Origin of the sequence: Streptomyces sp. NPDC052016 (genome assembly GCF_044548445.1) — a bacterium.
Taxonomy (GTDB): domain Bacteria; phylum Actinomycetota; class Actinomycetes; order Streptomycetales; family Streptomycetaceae; genus Streptomyces.
The window spans coordinates 122,720-139,882 of record NZ_JBIUBX010000030.1 but is presented as its reverse complement, the minus strand read 5'-3'; the positions used below and the strand labels follow the sequence as shown (position 1 = coordinate 139,882).

Annotated in this window: 17 protein-coding genes and 1 rRNA gene; 6 read left to right on the top strand and 12 right to left on the bottom strand. The window is 70.8% G+C overall.

Annotated features, from left to right (window positions below):
* Positions 1-90: ribosomal RNA gene (gene rrf / locus ACIHAR_RS32500) — 5S ribosomal RNA — on the top strand; the annotation flags it as partial.
* A 47-nt stretch (positions 91-137) separates the two neighbouring features.
* Here the strand turns inward: rrf and ACIHAR_RS32495 are convergent.
* Positions 138-803, bottom strand: coding sequence for a response regulator transcription factor (locus tag ACIHAR_RS32495; RefSeq protein WP_365466535.1), 666 nt, complete (start codon positions 801-803; stop codon positions 138-140).
* Positions 800-2,071: a sensor histidine kinase gene (locus ACIHAR_RS32490; RefSeq protein ID WP_400022914.1), complete on the bottom strand. Its 1,272-nt coding sequence runs from the start codon at positions 2,069-2,071 to the stop codon at positions 800-802. Before ACIHAR_RS32490 ends, ACIHAR_RS32495 begins: the two co-directional genes overlap by 4 nt.
* Before the next feature lie 85 nt (positions 2,072-2,156).
* On the opposite strand from ACIHAR_RS32490, the gene ACIHAR_RS32485 reads away from it, so the two are divergent.
* Positions 2,157-2,702: a GNAT family N-acetyltransferase gene (locus ACIHAR_RS32485; RefSeq protein WP_365466532.1), complete on the top strand. Its 546-nt coding sequence runs from the start codon at positions 2,157-2,159 to the stop codon at positions 2,700-2,702.
* Between the two features lie 6 nt (positions 2,703-2,708).
* Here ACIHAR_RS32485 and ACIHAR_RS32480 read toward each other — a convergent pair whose 3' ends face one another.
* The 9 genes from ACIHAR_RS32480 to ACIHAR_RS32440 all read right to left on the bottom strand — a co-directional run bounded on the left by ACIHAR_RS32480 (position 2,709) and on the right by ACIHAR_RS32440 (position 11,612).
* A complete protein-coding gene (locus ACIHAR_RS32480; protein ID WP_400022913.1) occupies positions 2,709-4,244 on the bottom strand; it encodes a type IV secretory system conjugative DNA transfer family protein in 1,536 nt (511 codons plus the stop codon).
* A 19-nt stretch (positions 4,245-4,263) separates the two neighbouring features.
* Positions 4,264-5,685, bottom strand: a complete 1,422-nt coding sequence (locus ACIHAR_RS32475) for an ATP-binding protein (RefSeq protein WP_365466528.1) — start codon at positions 5,683-5,685, stop codon at positions 4,264-4,266.
* 8 nt (positions 5,686-5,693) lie between these two features.
* Positions 5,694-7,253, bottom strand: a complete 1,560-nt coding sequence (locus ACIHAR_RS32470) for an SCO6880 family protein (RefSeq protein WP_365466526.1) — start codon at positions 7,251-7,253, stop codon at positions 5,694-5,696.
* A complete protein-coding gene (locus ACIHAR_RS32465; RefSeq protein WP_365466524.1) occupies positions 7,250-8,584 on the bottom strand; it encodes a hypothetical protein in 1,335 nt (444 codons plus the stop codon). Before ACIHAR_RS32465 ends, ACIHAR_RS32470 begins: the two co-directional genes overlap by 4 nt.
* Positions 8,574-9,386: a hypothetical protein gene (locus tag ACIHAR_RS32460; RefSeq protein WP_365466522.1), complete on the bottom strand. Its 813-nt coding sequence runs from the start codon at positions 9,384-9,386 to the stop codon at positions 8,574-8,576. The genes ACIHAR_RS32465 and ACIHAR_RS32460 overlap by 11 nt, the downstream gene beginning before the upstream one ends.
* A gap of 189 nt (positions 9,387-9,575) precedes the next feature.
* Positions 9,576-9,884, bottom strand: coding sequence for a hypothetical protein (locus tag ACIHAR_RS32455; protein ID WP_004000049.1), 309 nt, complete (start codon positions 9,882-9,884; stop codon positions 9,576-9,578).
* A 456-nt stretch (positions 9,885-10,340) separates the two neighbouring features.
* A complete protein-coding gene (locus ACIHAR_RS32450) occupies positions 10,341-10,586 on the bottom strand; it encodes a DUF397 domain-containing protein (RefSeq protein WP_365466520.1) in 246 nt (81 codons plus the stop codon).
* Complete coding sequence (locus tag ACIHAR_RS32445; RefSeq protein WP_365466518.1) at positions 10,579-10,758, bottom strand: DUF397 domain-containing protein; 180 nt, start codon at positions 10,756-10,758, stop codon at positions 10,579-10,581. The genes ACIHAR_RS32450 and ACIHAR_RS32445 overlap by 8 nt, the downstream gene beginning before the upstream one ends.
* Positions 10,755-11,612 (bottom strand): helix-turn-helix transcriptional regulator, encoded by an 858-nt coding sequence (locus ACIHAR_RS32440; RefSeq protein ID WP_365466516.1) that lies wholly within the window; start codon positions 11,610-11,612, stop codon positions 10,755-10,757. The genes ACIHAR_RS32445 and ACIHAR_RS32440 overlap by 4 nt, the downstream gene beginning before the upstream one ends.
* A gap of 207 nt (positions 11,613-11,819) precedes the next feature.
* Between ACIHAR_RS32440 and ACIHAR_RS32435 the strand changes: the two genes are divergently transcribed.
* Complete coding sequence (locus ACIHAR_RS32435; protein WP_400022912.1) at positions 11,820-12,251, top strand: ATP-binding protein; 432 nt, start codon at positions 11,820-11,822, stop codon at positions 12,249-12,251.
* Positions 12,252-12,383: 132 nt separating this feature from the next.
* Here the strand turns inward: ACIHAR_RS32435 and ACIHAR_RS32430 are convergent, their stop codons facing one another.
* Positions 12,384-13,136, bottom strand: coding sequence for a carbonic anhydrase (locus ACIHAR_RS32430; RefSeq protein ID WP_400022911.1), 753 nt, complete (start codon positions 13,134-13,136; stop codon positions 12,384-12,386).
* Between the two features lie 202 nt (positions 13,137-13,338).
* Between ACIHAR_RS32430 and ACIHAR_RS32425 the strand changes: the two genes are divergently transcribed.
* The 3 genes from ACIHAR_RS32425 (at position 13,339) to ACIHAR_RS32415 (ending at position 17,100) form a co-directional block, all read left to right on the top strand.
* Positions 13,339-15,084: a serine/threonine-protein kinase gene (locus ACIHAR_RS32425; protein WP_400022910.1), complete on the top strand. Its 1,746-nt coding sequence runs from the start codon at positions 13,339-13,341 to the stop codon at positions 15,082-15,084.
* A gap of 111 nt (positions 15,085-15,195) precedes the next feature.
* On the top strand, positions 15,196-16,152 hold the full coding sequence (locus ACIHAR_RS32420; protein ID WP_400022918.1) for an NlpC/P60 family protein: 957 nt from the start codon (positions 15,196-15,198) through the stop codon (positions 16,150-16,152).
* A gap of 237 nt (positions 16,153-16,389) precedes the next feature.
* Positions 16,390-17,100, top strand: coding sequence for a phosphatase PAP2 family protein (locus tag ACIHAR_RS32415; RefSeq protein ID WP_365466506.1), 711 nt, complete (start codon positions 16,390-16,392; stop codon positions 17,098-17,100).
* Positions 17,101-17,163: the final 63 nt, after the last annotated feature.

The following is a 17,163-nucleotide window of genomic DNA, read 5'->3' as shown; positions in this document are numbered from 1 at the left end:
CCCGGTTACATTCCGAACCCGGAAGCTAAGCCTTACAGCGCCGATGGTACTGCAGGGGGGACCCTGTGGGAGAGTAGGACGCCGCCGAACAATTTGTGGGAAAACCCCCGCATCGTTGATGCGGGGGTTTTCTGCGTTCACGGCTGCACGAGTTTTGTCTCGTACGCCAGGATCACCGCCTGTACCCGGTCCCGGGAGCCGGTCTTGGCGAGGACGCGGCCCACGTGGGTCTTGACCGTGGATTCGGCCAGGTGGAGGCGCGTGGCTATTTCCATGTTCGTCCAGCCCTTGCCGATGACCGTCAGGATTTCGCGTTCTCTCTCCGTGAGAGTGGCCAGGCGAGGGTGCGGGGTCGACGGGTCGCGGTCTGTGTCGGCCGGGAGGTGGTGGACGTAGGCGTCCAGGAGGCGGCGGGTGAGGCTGGGGGCCACCACGGCGTCGCCCGTGGCCACCGCGCGGATGCCGGAGAGCAGTTCCTCCGGCTGGGCGTCCTTCACCAGGAAGCCGGACGCTCCGGCGCGCAGGCCGGCGTAGGCGTACTCGTCGAGGTCGAAGGTGGTGAGGATCAGGACGCGGGTGCGGTCGCCGGTGGCGGTGATGCGGCGCGTGGCCTCGATGCCGTCCAGGCCGGGCATGCGGACGTCCATGAGGACGACGTCGGGGTGGAGTTCCGCCGTGAGGCGGACCGCCTCGCTGCCGTTGCTGGCCTCGGCCAGGACCGTCAGGTCGTCCTGGCTCTCCAGCAGCATGCGGAAGCCTAGGCGCTGGAGGGGCTGGTCGTCGGCGATGAGGACGGTGGTCACTGCGGGGGTTCCTCCGGGAGCTGCAGGTGGACGCGCCAACCCCGTTCGGGGTGGGGACGGGGTCCGGCTTCGAGTGTGCCGCCGTACAGGGCGGTGCGTTCGCGCATTCCGGGGATGCCCCGGCCGGTGCCCGTGGGGAGGGGGCCGCCGCGGCCGGTGTCGGTGACGGTGACCGTGACGGCTCCTGTGTCGGCGTAGGAGAAGGCGATGGTGGCCGTCGCTCCGGGGCCGGCGTGTTTGAGGGTGTTGGTGAGGGCTTCCTGGATGACCCGGTAGACGGTGAGCTGGCGGCCAGGGGGGATGGCGGGTGTGCCCTGGACGGTCGTGTGGACGGGGAGGCCCGCGGTGCGGACGCCTGCGAGGAGCTGGTCGAGGTCGGTGAGGGTGGGCTGGGGCGTCAGCTCCGGGTTCAGGCCGCCCGTCTCGTCCTCGCGCAGGACGTCCAGGAGGCGGCGGAGTTCGCCGAGGGCCTGGCGGCTGGTGGTGGCGATCGCGTCGAGGGCCTGGGCGGCGCGTTCGGGGGACTTGGCGGCGGCGTAGCGGCCGCCGTCGGCGAGGCCGGTGATGACGGACAGGTTGTGGCCGATGATGTCGTGCATCTCGCGCGCGATGCGGGTGCGTTCGGCTGCCGCGGCGAGGCGGGCCTGCTGGTCGCGTTCGATCTCCAGCCGGCGGGCGCGGTCCTCGAGGGCCTCCGTGTAGTTGCGGCGGGTACGGACCGTGATGCCGATTGCGGCGGCCAGGAGGACGGACATCAGCACCGGGACGATGTCCTCGTCCGGGCTGCCCTCCGGGTGGCGGACGGCGATGAGGACGGCCGGTGCGACGACCACGGCCGTCGTCCACCACAGCGCCGACAGAGGGCGGCGCAGGGCGATGTGGAAGACGACTGCCAGCTGCAGCAGGGACGCCTGGAGGGCGGCGCCGGTCCAGGCGTTCACGACGGCGACCGGGGCCATGGCGAGGAGCACGGCCCTGGGATGGCTGCGGCGCCACAGCAGGGGGAGTGAGAAGCCGAGGCTCATGGCCAGCACGAGCGGCACCGGGGTGTCCGGGGTGCGGGCGACGTTGCGCCAGCCGCCGCCCGCGTCGATCAGGGCGGCCAGCGTCCAGAACGCGGTGACGTGCAGGTCCCACAGACGGGGGTGGCGGCGGTCGAAGGCCTGCACGCGGCGCACGACGCGTTGGACGTACTGGGTGAGGGGCTCGGCGTGTGCGGGGGTGGTCCCCTCGCGGGTGGGGCACATGTCCTCGGGCACAGTGTCCATGGTGGGGTGTGCGTGCGGTGTGAGCGTCCGGCGCGGGCGTTATTTCGGGTGAGGGGCGTAGTACTCGGGTACTACGGTGACCTGCATGAACTACGTGATCCGGTCCGTGCGGGCCGAAGAGTGGGCTGCCGCGCGTGAGTTGCGCCTGCTGGCGCTGCGGGATCCGGTCGCCCACCTCGCCTTCCTGGAGACGTACGAGGAGGCCCTGGCGAAGCCGGAGTCCTTCTGGCGGGAGCGGACGGCGGGCGTCGCGGAGGGGGCCGAGGGGGCGCAGCAGGTCATCGCCGAGGGGCCGGACGGGGAGTGGGTCGGCACGATGACCGTGCTGGTCGAGGAGGCCGGTACGAAGGACTGGGCGGGGTTCCCGGTCGATCGGCTCCAGGGGCATGTCGTCGGAGTGTTCGTACGGCCCGAGTGCCGCGGGATCGGGCTGACCGAGGTGCTGCTCGACGCCGCGCTGGAGTGGGCCTGGGGCCGTGGTGTGGAGCGGGTGCGGCTCATCGTGCACGAGGAGAACCTGCGGGCGCAGGCCTTCTACCGCAAGGCGGGGTTCGTGCCGAGCGGGGTGGTCGTGCCGTTGACGGCGGACCCGGACGCTCGGGAGCTGGAGTTCGTCCTCGAGCGTTCCTAGGGCCGGCTAGACCGGCAGTTCCGCGTGCGGCCAGCGGGTGCGGGCCTGTTCGCGGGAGCGGAGGAGGGCCAGGGTGGGCAGGCCCCGGTCCCTGCCGGTGGCCAGGAGGTCCGGGAGTTGCGGGAGGGGGGCCACGGCCGCGACGTCGTCCAGGACCAGGGTGAGTGGTGGGTCGAGCCGACCGGAGGATGACCGTTCGGCCACGCGCCGGCCGCGCTCGACCACGCTCGAGACGAGGGCCGTGAGGAGGGGCATCGCGCCGGGGTGGGTCCTCGGGTCCTCGATGGATTCACCTAGCACATAAAGCGTTCCCCCTTCGTTCACGAAGGAATCCAAGGCGAGGGCATCTGTTCGGTTCGGGGTGCAGGCCTCGCGGATGTTCACCGTGGAGAGGGCGGACAGGGCCCGGGTCGTCAGTTCCTGGGCGATGTCCCGGCGTTCGGGGTGGGAGGTGAGGGCGGCTTCCAGTTCGCCTGCCGCGCCCGGGGCCGCCTTGGGGTTCGTACGGAGGGTACGGACCGCTTCCTGGATTCCGGTGCCCTGGGACCAGCGGTGGACGTGGCGGATGGTGCGGCCGTCGATGGCGGCGGCGTGGAGGTAGCTGCGCAGCAGGATCTCGGCGGTGTCGCTGACGGCCTGGTCCAGGCGTGCGGTGGGGCGTACGGGGGTCAGGAGGGCGGTCGCTCTCGCCGCCGCGGTCGCCTTGTCCTCGCAGCCGCTGGTGGGGGACCAGTGGAGGCGGGCCGGGGTGTCGCAGCGGTGGGTGGGGTCGTAGAGGAGGACGGGGCCGAGTTTGGCTCGGGCGTCCTTGGTGTCCTGCCAGAGGGCGGGGGTGGACGTGACGACGAGGGCGGGGCCTTCCGCGTCGTGTACGGCCTGGGCGGCTGTGATGTGGCGGGCTTGCGGGGGGCCGTAGAGCACCGGGCCTTCGGCGCGGTCGGCCTGCGCGCCGGCCGGCTGTTCACCGCCGGGGGGAGTGGCCGGGTGCGGGACGTGGGCCGGTGTGGCGTGGAGCGGTTCCGTGGGCTGCGGGCGGGGCTGCGGGGCCGGTGCCGCCGGGGGCGTCGGTCCCTGGGCGAGGCTCGGGGCGGGTACCTCCTGCGGTTGCGGCGGGGTCGCCGTGGCCGCCGCTGGGGCCCGGTCCGGTGCCGCCGCTGCCTCCGTCCTCCGGCGCGCCCGCATCGCCCTCCACCGGGCCAGGGTCCCCAGTGCGAACACCGTGAGGACGAGCAGGAGCATCAACTGCCCGATGAACAGGCCCCAGAAGAGGCCGTAGCCGGACAGGCCCGAGGCCTGGGCGTCGGGCCAGGCGCCCGGGATGTCGTGCGGCTGGGCGATGAGGTGGCGCATGGCCAGCGGGGTGCGGGCGAAGGTGACGCCGGACGGCCAGGAGCCGTGGGCGAAGAGGCCCGCCAGGCCCGTGGCCGTCCACACCAGCAGCGTCATGCCGAGGAGGAACGCCAGTATGCCGACCAGGAGGCCGTCGGGGACGCCGCCCTGTCCGCCTCCCTGGCCGCCCCGACGGTCGTCAGCCGGTCTCATGGCCAACCCCCTGCCGTCTCTACGCCACCGTCGACTCGGACGAGCCGTCCAAGTCGGCCAGGTGCTGTTCCATGAAGGCCGCCGCCCGCTGCTCCTGTTCCAGCTCGGCGGCGCGCAGCGCGTCGTCGGCCAGGTCGCTGGACGACTCGGTCATCGCGCGGTCGGTGAAGACCAGGGGGCGTTCCGTCTCCGTGACCAGGTGTTTGACCACCTGGACGTTGCCGTTGACGTCCCAGACGGCGATGCCCGGGGTGAGGGTCGGGATGATCTCCACGGCCCAGCGCGGCAGGCCCAGGACACGGCCGGTGGCACGGGCCTCGTCCGCCTTCTGGGCGTAGATCGTCCTCGTCGACGCCATCTTCAGGATGGCCGCCGCCTCCTTGGCCGCCGCGCCGTCCACGACGTCGGACAGGTGGTGGACGACCGCCACGAAGGACAGGCCCAGTCGGCGTCCGAACTTCAGCAGCCGCTGGAAAAGCTGGGCCACGAAGGGGCTGTTGATGATGTGCCAGGCCTCCTCGACGAGGAAGATGCGCTTCTTCCGGTCGGGGCGGATCCAGGTGTGCTCCAGCCAGACGCCGACGATCGCCATGAGGATCGGCATGGCGATGGAGTTGCGGTCGATGTGCGACAGGTCGAAGACGATGAGCGGCGCGTCCAGGTCGATGCCGACCGTGGTCGGGCCGTCGAACATGCCGCGGAGGTCACCGTCGACGAGGCGGTCCAGGACGAGCGCCACGTCCAGGCCCCAGGCCCGTACGTCGTCTATGGCGACGTTCATCGCCTCCGCCGACTCGGGTTCGGGGTGCCGCAACTGCTCGACGATGTCGCTCAGCACCGGCTGGCGTTCGACGATCGTCTCGTTGACGTAGGCGTGGGCGACCTTGAGGGCGAAGCCCGAGCGCTCGTCGAGGCCGTGGCCCATCGCGACCTCGATGATCGTCCGGAGCAGGGCGAGCTGCCCGGTGGTTGTGATCGCGGGGTCCAGGGGGTTCAGGCGGATGCCGTGGTCCAGGGCGGCCATCGGGTCCAGGCGGATGGGAGTTATCCCCAGCGCCTCCGCGATGAGGTTCCACTCGCCGACGCCGTCCTCGCCCTGGGCGTCGAGGACGACGACCTGGCGGTCGCGGAAGCGGAGCTGGCGCAGGACGTACGTCTTCTCCAGGGCCGACTTGCCGTTTCCCGACTCGCCGAGCACCAGCCAGTGCGGGGCCGGGAGCTGCTGGCCGTAGAGCTGGAAGGGGTCGTAGATGTAGCCCTTGCCGGAGTAGACCTCGCGGCCGATGATCACGCCCGAGTCGCCGAGGCCGGGGGCGGCGGTCGGGAGGTACACCGCCTGGGCCTGGCCGGTGGAGGTGCGGACCGGCAGGCGGGTCGTCTCGACCTTGCCGAAGAGGAAGGACGTGAAGGCGTCGGTGAGGACGGTCAGCGGGTCCCGCATGTGAAGCCCTACCTTCGGATGCCGGTGGCGAAAGGAAGCGTGTTCACGAAGGCGCGGTGGTGCTCTCGGTCGCACCACTCCAGCTTGAGGTACGACTTGCCGGCCGAGGCCCTTATCGTCCGCTTGTCGCGGGCGAGGGCCTCGGGGCTGCGGGAGGAGACGGTGATGTAGCCGACGAGGTTGACGCCCGCGGCGCCGCTGGCCAGGTCCTCGCCGCGCTGGTCGAGGCGGGAGTGGGCGGCGACGTCGCGGGGGTCCACGGTGCGGTTCATCTTGGCGGCGCGGCTCGCCTCCGCCTCGTCGTTGGTCTTCTCGGTCAGCATGCGTTCGATGGCCACCTCGGTGGGCTCGAGATCCATCGTCACGGCGACCGTTCGGATGACGTCCGGGGTGTGGACGAGGAGCGGGGCGAGGAAGTTCACGCCGACCGGGGTCATCGGCCACTCCTTGACCCAGGCGGTGGCGTGGCACCAGGGCGCGCGGGTGGAGGACTCGCGGGTCTTCGCCTGGAGGAAGGTGGGCTCCATGGCGTCCAGCTCGGCCGGCCAGGCGTTCCGCTTGGTCATCGCCTGGATGTGGTCGATCGGGTGGTCCGGGTCGTACATGGAGTGGATGAGCGAGGCGAGCCGGCCCTGGCCGAGGGGCTGGCGGACACGGATGTCCGCCTCCTGGAGGCGGGAGCAGATGTCGGTCAGCTCGCGGGCCATGACGACGGCGAGGCCGGCGTCCCGGTCCAGTTTGCGGCCGGACTGGGGGCGGGCGGCGCGGGCCATGGCGTGCGCCTCGGCGGCGAGCTCGCGCGTGTAGTGCATGCAGGCGACGAGGTAGGCGCGGTGCTGCTCGCTGCTGGTGGACACCATCGACTGGAGCTGGTCGTAGGAGCTGCGCAGCCAGGGCAGGGCCTTGTCGTCGCCGCGCTGGACGACGTCCTTGGCGTGGGCGTCGGGGTCGGCGGGGAGGGTGCGGGCGAGCATCTGGAGGCGGGTGACGAAGCCGTCGCCGTTGGCCACGTGCTTGAGCAGGGTGCCGAAGCGGTCGACGAGGGCCTCCTGGTCCTCGCTGTCGCGCAGGCCGACGCCCGGGCCCTCGATCTCGATGGCCGCGGTGACGGTCCTGCGGTCGGCGTGCAGCAGTACGGCGATCTCGTCGGGGCCGAAGGGGGCGGCCAGCCAGGTGATGCGGCCGATGCCGGGCGGCGGGCCGATCTCGATCTCCTGGCCGTCGAGCCGGGTGCCGGCCTCCATGGCGGCCGAGCGGTAGACCGTGCCCTGGCGCAGGGTGCGCTTGTAGCTGCGGTTGATCTCGAACCACTTGTAGAACGTGCGGTGCTTGTACGGCAGGTACACCACGGCCAGCGCGAGCATCGGGAAGCCGGCGAGCAGCACGATGCGCAGGGCGAGGAGGGGGACGAGGAGCCCGCACATCATGCCGAGGAACGCGCCGACGACGATGAGCGCGATCTCGCCGGTCTCGCGGTTGCGGCCGACGATCGCGTTCGGCCGGGCGCGGCCGATCAGGTATGTCCGGCGGGGCGTGACCGCGTGGGACACGTGGGACTCGGTCGTCAACGCCCTTCACCTCCCGTGCGGTTGGTACTGATGTTGCGGCTGTTGCTGGCGTGGGGTGTGTTGACCGCGCTGCGGGGCGGGGGTGCGGCGGAGGGGACAGTTCCGCCGCCCCCGTTCGAGGTGCGCGAGCTGTGCGCGGCGACGCCGCCGGAGGCCTGGTTGGCCGGGCGGGGGCCACTGGAGGTGGACGCGCCGCCGCCGTTGCTGTCGGCGCGGGTGCTGTGCGTCTTGATGCCCTGGGCGACGAGGGTCGCCGGGGAGCTGATGACGGCGGCGGCCTTGCCTTCCGCGCCCTGCATGATGCGGTTGTTGCGCGAGTTGGCGATCTCGTCGCCGAAGCCGGGCACGAAGCGGTAGATCATCGCGCTGGCGAAGATGGCGAGCAGGATGATGGCGAGGCCGGAGACGACGGCGGAGAAGGCGTCCGGGCCGTCGTCGGCGGACAGCGCTCCGGCCAGGCCCAGCACGATCACGATGACCGGCTTGACCAGGATGACCGCGATCATGATGCCGGCCCAGCGGCGGACGTGACCCCACAGGTTCTTGTCGACCAGGCCCGCGTAGACGACCGTGCCGAGCAGGGCGCCGACGTAGAGGAGGGCGGCCCTGATGACCAGCTCCAGCCAGAGCACGCCGGCCGCGAGGATCGACACGAGCGAGACCACGATCAGCATGATCGGGCCGCCGCCGATGTCCTCGCCCTTCTCCAGGGCGGCGGAGAAGGTGCCGAAGAAGGTGTCCGTCTGGTCGCCGGTGGTCTTGGCGAGGACCTCCGTGATGCCGTCGGTGGCCGATACGACCGTGTAGAGGATCAGCGGGGTGAAGGCGGAGGCGAGCACCGTGAGCCAGAGGAAGCCGATGGCTTCGCCGATGGCGGTGGTGAGCGGGACGCCGCGGACGGCCCGCTTGGCGACGGCCAGCAGCCACAGCAGGAGGGTCAGGACGGTGGAGGCGGCGAAGACGACGGCGTACTGCTGGAGGAACTTGGGGTTGGTGAAGTCGACGTTCGCGGTGTCCTTGACGGCCTCGCTGAGCTTCTCCACGGTCCAGGCGGCGGCGTCGGCGCAGCCCTTGGCGAGGGAGGAGAGGGGGTCGAGGGTGTCGGAGACGCCGGGGTTGGTGGTGTTGCCGGATGTGCCGTTGCCCCGCTCGCAGTACTTCTTGGCGTCGCCGGTGATGAGGCTGCAGTCCAGGCTTCCCGAGGGGGACGGGGTGGGCGAAGGGCTGGGGGAGGGGGCCGCGAAGGCGCGGGTGGCCAGCAGCACGGCCGACGTCTGGACGGCCGTGACGACTCCGGCGAGCCGGAGCAGACGGTGCGGGTTACCGGGCATACGTGAACCCTCCGTACTCCTCGATGGCCTTGCTGATCTCGTCGGAGGAGGCGGCCCTGTCGTCGCCGGGGACCGGGGCGGGGCCGTCCTTCTGCTCGTCGCTGACGATCTTCCAGTCGTCGCCGGTCCACTGGAGGTCGAAGGTCCAGGTCTTCCACGACGAGGTGACCGGGTCGGTCGAGGTTTCCCCGGACATGCCGATGAGGCCGAGGTACCAGACGGCGACCTTGGCCGTGGTGCTGGTGTAGGCCTGGACCGTCGTGCCCACCGGGATCACGCGGGAGACGAACGTGTCGCCCTCGGGCGCGTTGCCGTTCTCGTCGAGGCCCAGCTTGGCGAGGAAGTCGGCCGAGTAGGCCTGGTCCATGGGGGCCTGGAGTGCGGCCGCGGCGTCGGCGGTGTAGACGGTCCCGACGATGGCGTGCCGGCTCTCCTTCTGGAACATGCCGGTCGAGCCGAGGGCCACCGCGTAGTTGGCGGCCGCCGACTGCGCGCCCTGTTCGTCGCGCGCGTACCCCGCCGGGATGCCCCCCATCTTCATCTGCACCGGCTTGGTGCCGGTCGCCGCCGTGGGGGCCGCCTTCGGCTTGTCGGTCTCGCCCGTCGCCGAGGACGAAGGGGAATCGTCGCCTCCACGGTTCGCGAAGGCGATCGCGGCGATGAGGAGGACGACCACGCCGACCACCGTGACCAGGCTGCGGGAGGAGGAGCGGCCGGGGCGGCGGGCGCCGCCGTAGGGGTCGGCGTCGGGCAGGCGCACGCGTGTGCCCGTGGGCTCGCCGTAGTCGTGTTCGTCGCTCATGCCGTGTACGCCCCCTCGCTGCCGTACCCGAACGCGTAGAAGTACGACGGTAGCCGTGCTGGTTCCCGCGCGGGCGCGGTGTGGTGACTCGACATCAGGGAAACGCAACCTCAGCCGGTGGGCACGACGGGTGGGTGGGGTGGAGGGGGCCGGGCGTGCCCGGTCGGGACTGGGGGAGGGCGGGCGCGGCTATACGGCCATGCCGTACACGATCGTGAACAGTGTGCCGAGTGAGCCGATGATGAAGACGCCCGTCAGCCCGGCGATGATGAGGCCCTTGCCCTGTTCCGCGCTGAAGGTGTCCCGCAGGGCCGTGGCGCCGATGCGTTGCTTGGCCGCACCCCAGATGGCGATGCCGAGGCAGATCAGGATGGCGACCGCCATCACGACCTCGATCATCACCTTGGCCTCGTTGCCCAGGCTGCCGAAGGGGCCCCAGTCCGGAGCGATCCCGCCGATGATGGTGTTGATGTCTCCCTTGTCGGCCGCAAAGAGCATGTAAGTCACCGCCCCTGGTGGGTAGTTCCGCAGTCGCCCCTGCGGTGCGCAGAGGTCAGGCCTCATTGTCGCCGACAAAGTCGCCGTCGTATGTCGACTTGGCGTCATTGACGGTCGGGATTCGTACGAATAGCTTGTACGGTCACTCTGTGTATCACGGCAGGTCACGCCGGGCAATGAGGTCGGTGCGGAACCTGTCGTGTGGTTCCGTCGTTGTCCCACTTCACGGCCTGGAGCCGTTTCTGACGGCCGGTCGGGTGAGAGGCCGTCTCGATGTTCTCATGCCGCCCCCCGGCGCACGGCGAACGGGCCGCGGCAGGGCACCACGGCCCGTTCGCCCTTGCCACGCCATGGGGCTGATCGGCTGGCACGGCATCGGCCCGGCGGGAGATCGTCGGCGAAGGCGGGCGGTCGTCGAGGTCAGAGGCCCGGCACCGCCGAGGTCTCACTCTCGCGTCATACCGATCCCTCCACGCCCTCCACGAAGTGGTCGAACTCGCCCGCCTGCACGCCCAGCACGAACGCGTCCCACTTCCTGCGGTTCGTCGTGACCACGTTCTCCGGGTCGCTGGTCTCGCGGAGGTAGACGGGGGCCTCCCCGTCGTCGCCCTCGCCGAAGGCGATCTCGATCCAGGGGCCGGGCCCGGTCGCCTCCGGCGGGGCGGCGCGGATCCAGGTGAGGTCGGGCGGGACGTCAGCCACGGGGAGTGTCCTTCTTGAGTACGTGGAGGAGGGCGTCGAAGGCGGCCGGGGTGGCCGTGAGTATCGACTCCGCCGGGTCGCCGCTTTCGGTGAGGTGGATGGTGCGGGGGGTGGCGGCTATGTGGATGCAGGAGTTGCCTTCGGAGCAGTACGACGATTTCTGCCAGTTCATGAGCTTTCCTCTTGGTCTCGCATCACGGTGTGGATCAGGTCTCGGGTCTTCTCCGGACTCAGGGCTACCGCTTCGACCCGTTCGAAGAGTGTCCGGTACTTGCGCAGTTGCGCCTCCGCGTCGAGGAAGGCGGCGCCATGGGACTGGTCGAGCTGGACGGTGTCCAGTTGCGGTACCGGACCGTGTGCGTAGGCGATCGACTGCCCGGAGCCTGGGTATGCCCCGGCGTCGAAGGTGATGGCGCGCAGGGTGACGTGCTCCTGGTGGCTCATGTCGAGCAGGTGTTGCAGTTGCTGTCGGGCGATCGTGGGGCCGCCCACCTTCATGCGAAGGGCGGCCTCGTGGACGATCGCTTCGTACGGCGTGGGGTTCGTGCCGTAGAGGACCGCCTGGCGCTTGATGCGGAAGGAGAGCCGGTACTCGATGTCGGGCGGTGAGAGTTCGGTGACCGCCTGACGGAAGATCTCGAGCGCGTATTCGCGCGTCTGGAGAAGGCCCGGGATGCGGGCCGTGGTGGAGTCCCGCAACGCCTTGGCGTGGTGTTCCAGTTCGGCCAGATCGAGGAGGGGCGCGGGGAGGGTCTCCCGGTACTCCTCCCACCAGCCGCGTCTGCGGTCGCCCGTCATGCCGACCAGTGCCTCGACGAGGGCGGCGTCCGAGCAGTCGTAGGTGCAGGCCATCGTGCGCACCCGCTCGGCACTGACGCCCGCTCGGCCGGCCTCCATGTTGCTGATCTGGTTCGGGTTCACGCCGAGCAGTTGACCGGCCTCTGCGGCGGTCAGGCCCGCGTGCTCGCGAAGTTTGCGCAGTTCGATGCCCAAACGGAGTTGACGACCCGTCGGACTGTTTCTCACGGGCTGGCCCGCCCTCCTCGGCTGGCGTGTCACTCACACGAGTGGTGTAGCAATGGTTTTAGGGGAACTGTCTAAAGGCTTACACGGCTGGCGCTAGCTTATGACGCAGGCGCCCTGCCCAGAAGTGCCCCGCCCGACGGGGCGGCATCGTCACTGGGTCACCACCTCCTGCACTCACTCAACTCCCCACAGTGATCGGAGATTTCCATGCCCACCGTAACGCCGCCCTGGGCCTACTCCCTCCAACTGCCCCGCGATCCACGCGCACCGGGGATCGCCCGCACCACCCTCCGTGCCGTCCTCGCCGCCCATTCCCTCGCCGACCTCACCCCCACCGCCGAACTGCTGGCCGCCGAACTCCTCGCCAACGCCCACCTCCACACCACCGGCGACTACGGCCTCCGCCTGCGCGCGGCACACGGCGGTGGGCTGCGGATCGGCGTGTGGGACGGCGACCCGCGTGTCCCGCCGGGTTTCGTTCCGGCGGACGGCGTCTCCCTCGCCGTACCGCCGGACGGCGACGCCGAGAACGGGCGCGGACTGCACCTCGTGCGCGCGTGCGCGGAGAGATGGGGCGCCGCCGGGCTGGGCGGGGGGAAGCTGCTGTGGGCCGAGTGTCAGGGGGGTGAGGCGCCCTGATCGAACAAAGGGGCGGCACCACCAGCAGGGCGGGCCCACGTCGGACGTCTCGTCCGGCGTGGTGGTCGGGTCGGAGGCCGCGGAGCTCTGCCGGGACCGGCCTCCGACCCGTCATCCCCGTAAGGGACCGCGTCAGGCGACGCGGTGGACGAGCTGGGTCGTCAGCTCGTAGCGGGCGCCTACGACGGCCAGCTCACCGTTCGCGATCTTCGCGGCCAGGTCGGGCTCGGCGGCGAGGCGGGAGCGGACGGCTCGTATGTTGGCGTCGATGGTCGAGTCGACGCGGGCGTCGCCATCCTTGCCGCGGTCGATGCACGGGCTGATCTGGTCGGCCAGGTACTGGATGTGGGCGGGGAGCTCCTCGCCGGACAGGTCCGCCTGGACGGCCGCCTTCACGGCACCGCAGGACTGGTGGCCCAGCACGACGACCAGCGGTATGCCCAGTTCGAGCACGCCGTAGGCGACGCTGCCGAGGACGGCCTCGTCCAGGACCTCGCCGGCCGAACGGACCGTCATCAGGTCGCCGAGGCCCTGGTCGAAGACGAGCTCCGGGGGCACGCGGGAGTCGATGCAGCCGAGGACCACCGCGAAGGGGTGCTGGCCGGAGACCAGGCTGTGACGGACTGCGAGGGTCTCGTCCGGGTGCCGCTCGCGGTAGGTGCGCCAACGGCGGTTTCCGGCCGCCAGTTCCCGCAGGGCCTCGTCGGCGGTGGTGGGGCGCGGGGTGGAGACGGGGGTCCGCCGGGGGGTGGAGGCGGAGGCGGGGGCCGTCGCGAGGGCCGTACCGCCCAGGGCCACGGCCCCGGCGAAGCCGCCGCGCAGCAGCGAGCGGCGGGCGAGGGCGCGGCGGATGGATCTGAGGGGGGTGTCTTCTTGAGAGTTCACGGAAGGGAACGTATGCCCGAGTCCTGATCTTGGCGCGGGTGTTGCCGAATCATGGGAGGGGATGGGTGTTCCGGGACGGGGTGTTGGGCAGTTCTTGACGCGGGGCAGGGCTGTCGTTGACCTCAGGGCCGTCCGCCGGTCCCGGGGACCGCCGGGCACGGTTCGTGTCCATCCGAACTGAGCGCTGTGGCATGGTCGTTCGGTGGACGCACTGAAGGCACAGGACCCGACGCGGATAGGCGCGTACACCCTCCTCGCCCGGCTCGGCGCCGGCGGCATGGGCCAGGTCTACCTCGGCCGCTCACCCGGCGGGCGGCTCGTCGCGCTCAAGGTCATCCGCGACGAGATCACCGACCATCCGGAGGCGCTGGCGCGGTTCCGGCGGGAGGTGGAGACGGTGCGGGCGGTGCGGAGCGCGTACACGGCGAACCTGATCGACGCGTCGCTGGACGCGGCGCCGTACTGGCTGGCGACGGAGTACGTCCCCGGACCCACACTGAGCAAGGCCGTGACCGCGCGCGGCCCGCTGCCCGCCGAGACGTGCCGCGGGCTGCTCGCGGCCCTCGCCGAAGGGCTGGCGGCCGTGCACGCGCACGGGGTCACCCACCGGGACCTCAAGCCGCAGAACGTGATCCTCGCTCCTCAGGGCCCGCAGCTCATCGACTTCGGGATCGCCCGCAGCGCGGCGCAGACGGCGCTCACCGAGGCGGGGTTCGCGCCCGGCACGCCCGGCTACACCGCCCCCGAGGTGCTGCTCCGCAACGAGGTCGGGCCCGCCGCCGACGTCTTCGCCCTCGGCGCGACCCTCGCCCACGCGGCCACCGGCCGGCCGCCCTTCGGGCATGGTGAGCCCGCAGGCGTGAGCTACCGCGCCGTTCACGAGGCCATCGACCTCGCCGGTGTGGAGCCGGCACTGGCCACGCTGGTCGAGGCGTGCGTCGCCAAGGACCCGGCGAACCGGCCCGGCCTCACCGAGGTGATCGCGCGATGCGGCGTACGAACGGCGCTCGTCGAGGACACGTTCTACGGAGGACTGGCGGGGTTGGGGCAGGCAGTTCCCCCGACACTCGCGCAGACACCGTCGTCGGCGCGCGACGTCCCGGCCTCACCGGCGGTACCGCCGCCTCCGGCCCATACGCCCCTCGGCCCGCACGACCTGCCCACGACGACCTCTCCGAGCGGCAACGGCCTCGGCCACGGGTACACGCCGACTCAGGTCACCCAGCCGACGGCGGCCACGCGGCCGCGCACGAAGCCGTGGCTGATCGCCGGCGCCGCGGGGCTGGCCGTCGGGATCGGAGCGGCTGCCGTCCTCACACTTCTTCCCGGCGGGAGCGACGACAACGGCAAGGGCAAGGACGGGTCAGCGGGCCCGGGGAGCACCTCCTCGGCACCCACTACCGCCGGCAGCGACGAGTCGCAACTGCAGCCCCCGTCCCACGTGGAGCAGACGAATCCGTCACGGGACTTCTGGACCTCTGACCCGGCGTCACAAGCCGGGCAGGGGGCGTGCGGACTGCCGGTGGAAGAGCGCAACCAGTACTTCCAGTCCTCGATTTCGGCGGCGGACGCCAACGCCCGGTACACCTCGGGCAAGGGCCGGATCGGCTTCCGGGTCAACGGCCTGGGCCCGCAATCCAAGACTCCCTACTACGTGTCCGTGGCCGTCAAGCCCCCGCACACGATCGACGCGGACACCGGCAAGCCCATCCAGGGCGGACCCCAGGAGAACCTGGACCTGGGGTACACCAGCAAGCCGGTCGCGGTCAGCGAGGAGTGGGTGGAGCTGACGTACCCCGATGACTTCCGGCAGTTCGTGAAGGGCGAGAAGTACAGCGACGCGATCCCCGTCGAGAACGACCCCGGTGACTGGACGGTGCTCTTCCTCCATGTCCAAGGGCCCAAGCAGTACGCGAGTATTGACTGCCGCGGTTTCGTCGCGGAGTAGCGCACACGACACGGACAGCTTGGGGAAACGCCCGTAAACAGGGCCGCGGTGGGGGAGGGTTGAGACGTGCGAAAAGCTTGGTTGATCGGCGGAGCCGCGGTCGGGCTCGGGATGAGCTTCGTGATGCTGCTCGTCATCGGGGTGTACGTCGTTGCCGGGAACCTGGTCAACGGCGTCGGAAAGGGCAGCGTCGGACTGGCCAAGGGCGCGGTGCCGGCTGCCTACCAGACGCTCGTTCAGAAATGGGGCAACCTCTGCTCCGCCATAAACCCCGCGCTGCTGGCCGCCCAGTTGTACCAAGAGAGCGGTTGGGATCCGGACGTCGTCAGCCACGCCGACGCCCGCGGGATCGCGCAGTTCATTCCCAGCACGTGGGCGTCGCACGGTATCGACGGCGACGGGGACGGCGACCGCGACATCTGGGATCCGAATGACGCGATTCCATCGGCCGCGTCGTACGACTGCGAACTCGCCAAGTACGTCAAGGACGTGCCGGGCGACACCACCAACAACATGCTCGCGGCCTACAACGCGGGCGCCTACCGCGTCATCCGGGCGGGCGGCGTCCCGGCGATCCGCGAGACGCAGAACTACGTCAAGACGATCCGCACGCTGGAGAAGAGCTTCGCCGCCCCCGTCACCCGAGTAGACCCCTCCGAGCAGGCCGCCGGGGCGATCTACTACGCGCAGAAGAAGCTCGGGACGCCCTATCTGTGGGGTGGGAACGGTACGCCTGAGCAGGGCGGACGGTTCGACTGTTCGGGGCTGACCAAGGCGGCGTACGCGAGCGTCGGGATCACCTTGCCGCGGGTGGCCAACGACCAGTACAACGCCGGTCCGCACCCCTCGCGGGACGAGCTGCTGCCGGGGGACCTGGTGTTCTTCTCGCCCGACCCGAACAACTCCCGCGCCATCGACCACGTGGGGATCTACGTCGGCGGCGGGTACATGATCGACGCGCCCTACACGGGTGCCGTCATCCGGTTCGACCCGATCGACACCCGCAAGTACTTCGGTGCCACCCGGGTGACCGAAGATGGCGCGAAAGCGCTCCCGACGACCGTCTGAACCGAGTGGTGGCGCATCCGCTGAGCTGCGGCGATGTATCTCTCTTCGATAACGTCTGCGTGATCATTCAGTGGAGAGTGGAACGTATCAACGGGGGCCGTGCGTTCCTGTTGTCGTAGCCGAGCAATGCCTGTGACCGACTGGACCGGCGGAAGCGGATCTACACACCACGGGGGTGGGCACGAGCGGCGTGCACGAGGCGCGCCGGGCAGAACACGACGAAGGGGCCGCAGCACCATGGCTGAACTCGCCGCATCCGGGTCGAACCCCGACGTCGATCTGCTCTATGACATCAACGGTCTCGCCAAGGACGCCCCGCACTGGTTGGACCGGGTCGTCGAGTTCGTCGGCGAGTACGGGCTCCTGCTGGCCATGGTCCTGCTGATCGTGTGGTGCTGGTGGACCGTGCGGCGGCGGCCCGGCTCGGCCGAGGAGGCCGCGGGCTCCGTGGCCGCGCTGGTGTGGGCGCCGCTGGCCGCCGGCGTCGCGGTGCTGGTGAACGTGCCGATACGCGGGTTCGTGGAGCGGCCCCGGCCGTTCCTCGACCACCAGGGGCTGGAGGTGCTCGTCTCCGGCAAGACCGACTACTCCTTCGTGAGCGACCACGCCACCATCACCATGGCGATGGCCGTCGCGCTGTTCGTCGCCAATCGGAAGTTCGGCCTCGTCGGGCTCGGGATCGGGTTGCTGGAGGGGTTCTGCCGGGTGTACATGGGTGTGCACTATCCGACGGACGTGGTCGGAGGGTTCGCGCTCGGTACGGCCGTGGCCCTGCTGCTGTCCCCGGTGGCCTCGGCGCTGCTCACGCCCGTGCTGAAGGCGGTGGACCGCTCCCCCCGGGTGGGGTGGGTCGTGCGCAGCCGCTCCGCCAGGGGGTCGGGAAGAGACGCGGTGATCCCGGGAGCCCGGGTCGAGGCGGCCGCCGAGGAGAGGGATCTCGCCGCCTGACGGCCGTTCAGGCGTGAGCCGACGGCCGGGGGAGCCCTCCGGCGGCACGACGGCCCGCCGCCG

Bases quoted from the DNA above. Each gene is read 5' to 3' on its own strand.
- ACIHAR_RS32490 (WP_400022914.1), bottom strand. From the start codon at position 2,071: ATGGACACTGTGCCCGAGGACATGTGCCCCACCCGCGAGGGGACCACC.
- ACIHAR_RS32485 (WP_365466532.1), top strand. From the start codon at position 2,157: ATGAACTACGTGATCCGGTCCGTGCGGGCCGAAGAGTGGGCTGCCGCG.
- ACIHAR_RS32480 (WP_400022913.1), bottom strand. From the start codon at position 4,244: ATGAGACCGGCTGACGACCGTCGGGGCGGCCAGGGAGGCGGACAGGGC.
- ACIHAR_RS32475 (WP_365466528.1), bottom strand. From the start codon at position 5,685: ATGCGGGACCCGCTGACCGTCCTCACCGACGCCTTCACGTCCTTCCTC.
- ACIHAR_RS32465 (WP_365466524.1), bottom strand. From the start codon at position 8,584: ATGCCCGGTAACCCGCACCGTCTGCTCCGGCTCGCCGGAGTCGTCACG.
- ACIHAR_RS32460 (WP_365466522.1), bottom strand. From the start codon at position 9,386: ATGAGCGACGAACACGACTACGGCGAGCCCACGGGCACACGCGTGCGC.
- ACIHAR_RS32455 (WP_004000049.1), bottom strand. From the start codon at position 9,884: ATGCTCTTTGCGGCCGACAAGGGAGACATCAACACCATCATCGGCGGG.
- ACIHAR_RS32445 (WP_365466518.1), bottom strand. From the start codon at position 10,758: ATGAACTGGCAGAAATCGTCGTACTGCTCCGAAGGCAACTCCTGCATC.
- ACIHAR_RS32435 (WP_400022912.1), top strand. From the start codon at position 11,820: ATGCCCACCGTAACGCCGCCCTGGGCCTACTCCCTCCAACTGCCCCGC.
- ACIHAR_RS32420 (WP_400022918.1), top strand. From the start codon at position 15,196: ATGAGCTTCGTGATGCTGCTCGTCATCGGGGTGTACGTCGTTGCCGGG.
- ACIHAR_RS32415 (WP_365466506.1), top strand. From the start codon at position 16,390: ATGGCTGAACTCGCCGCATCCGGGTCGAACCCCGACGTCGATCTGCTC.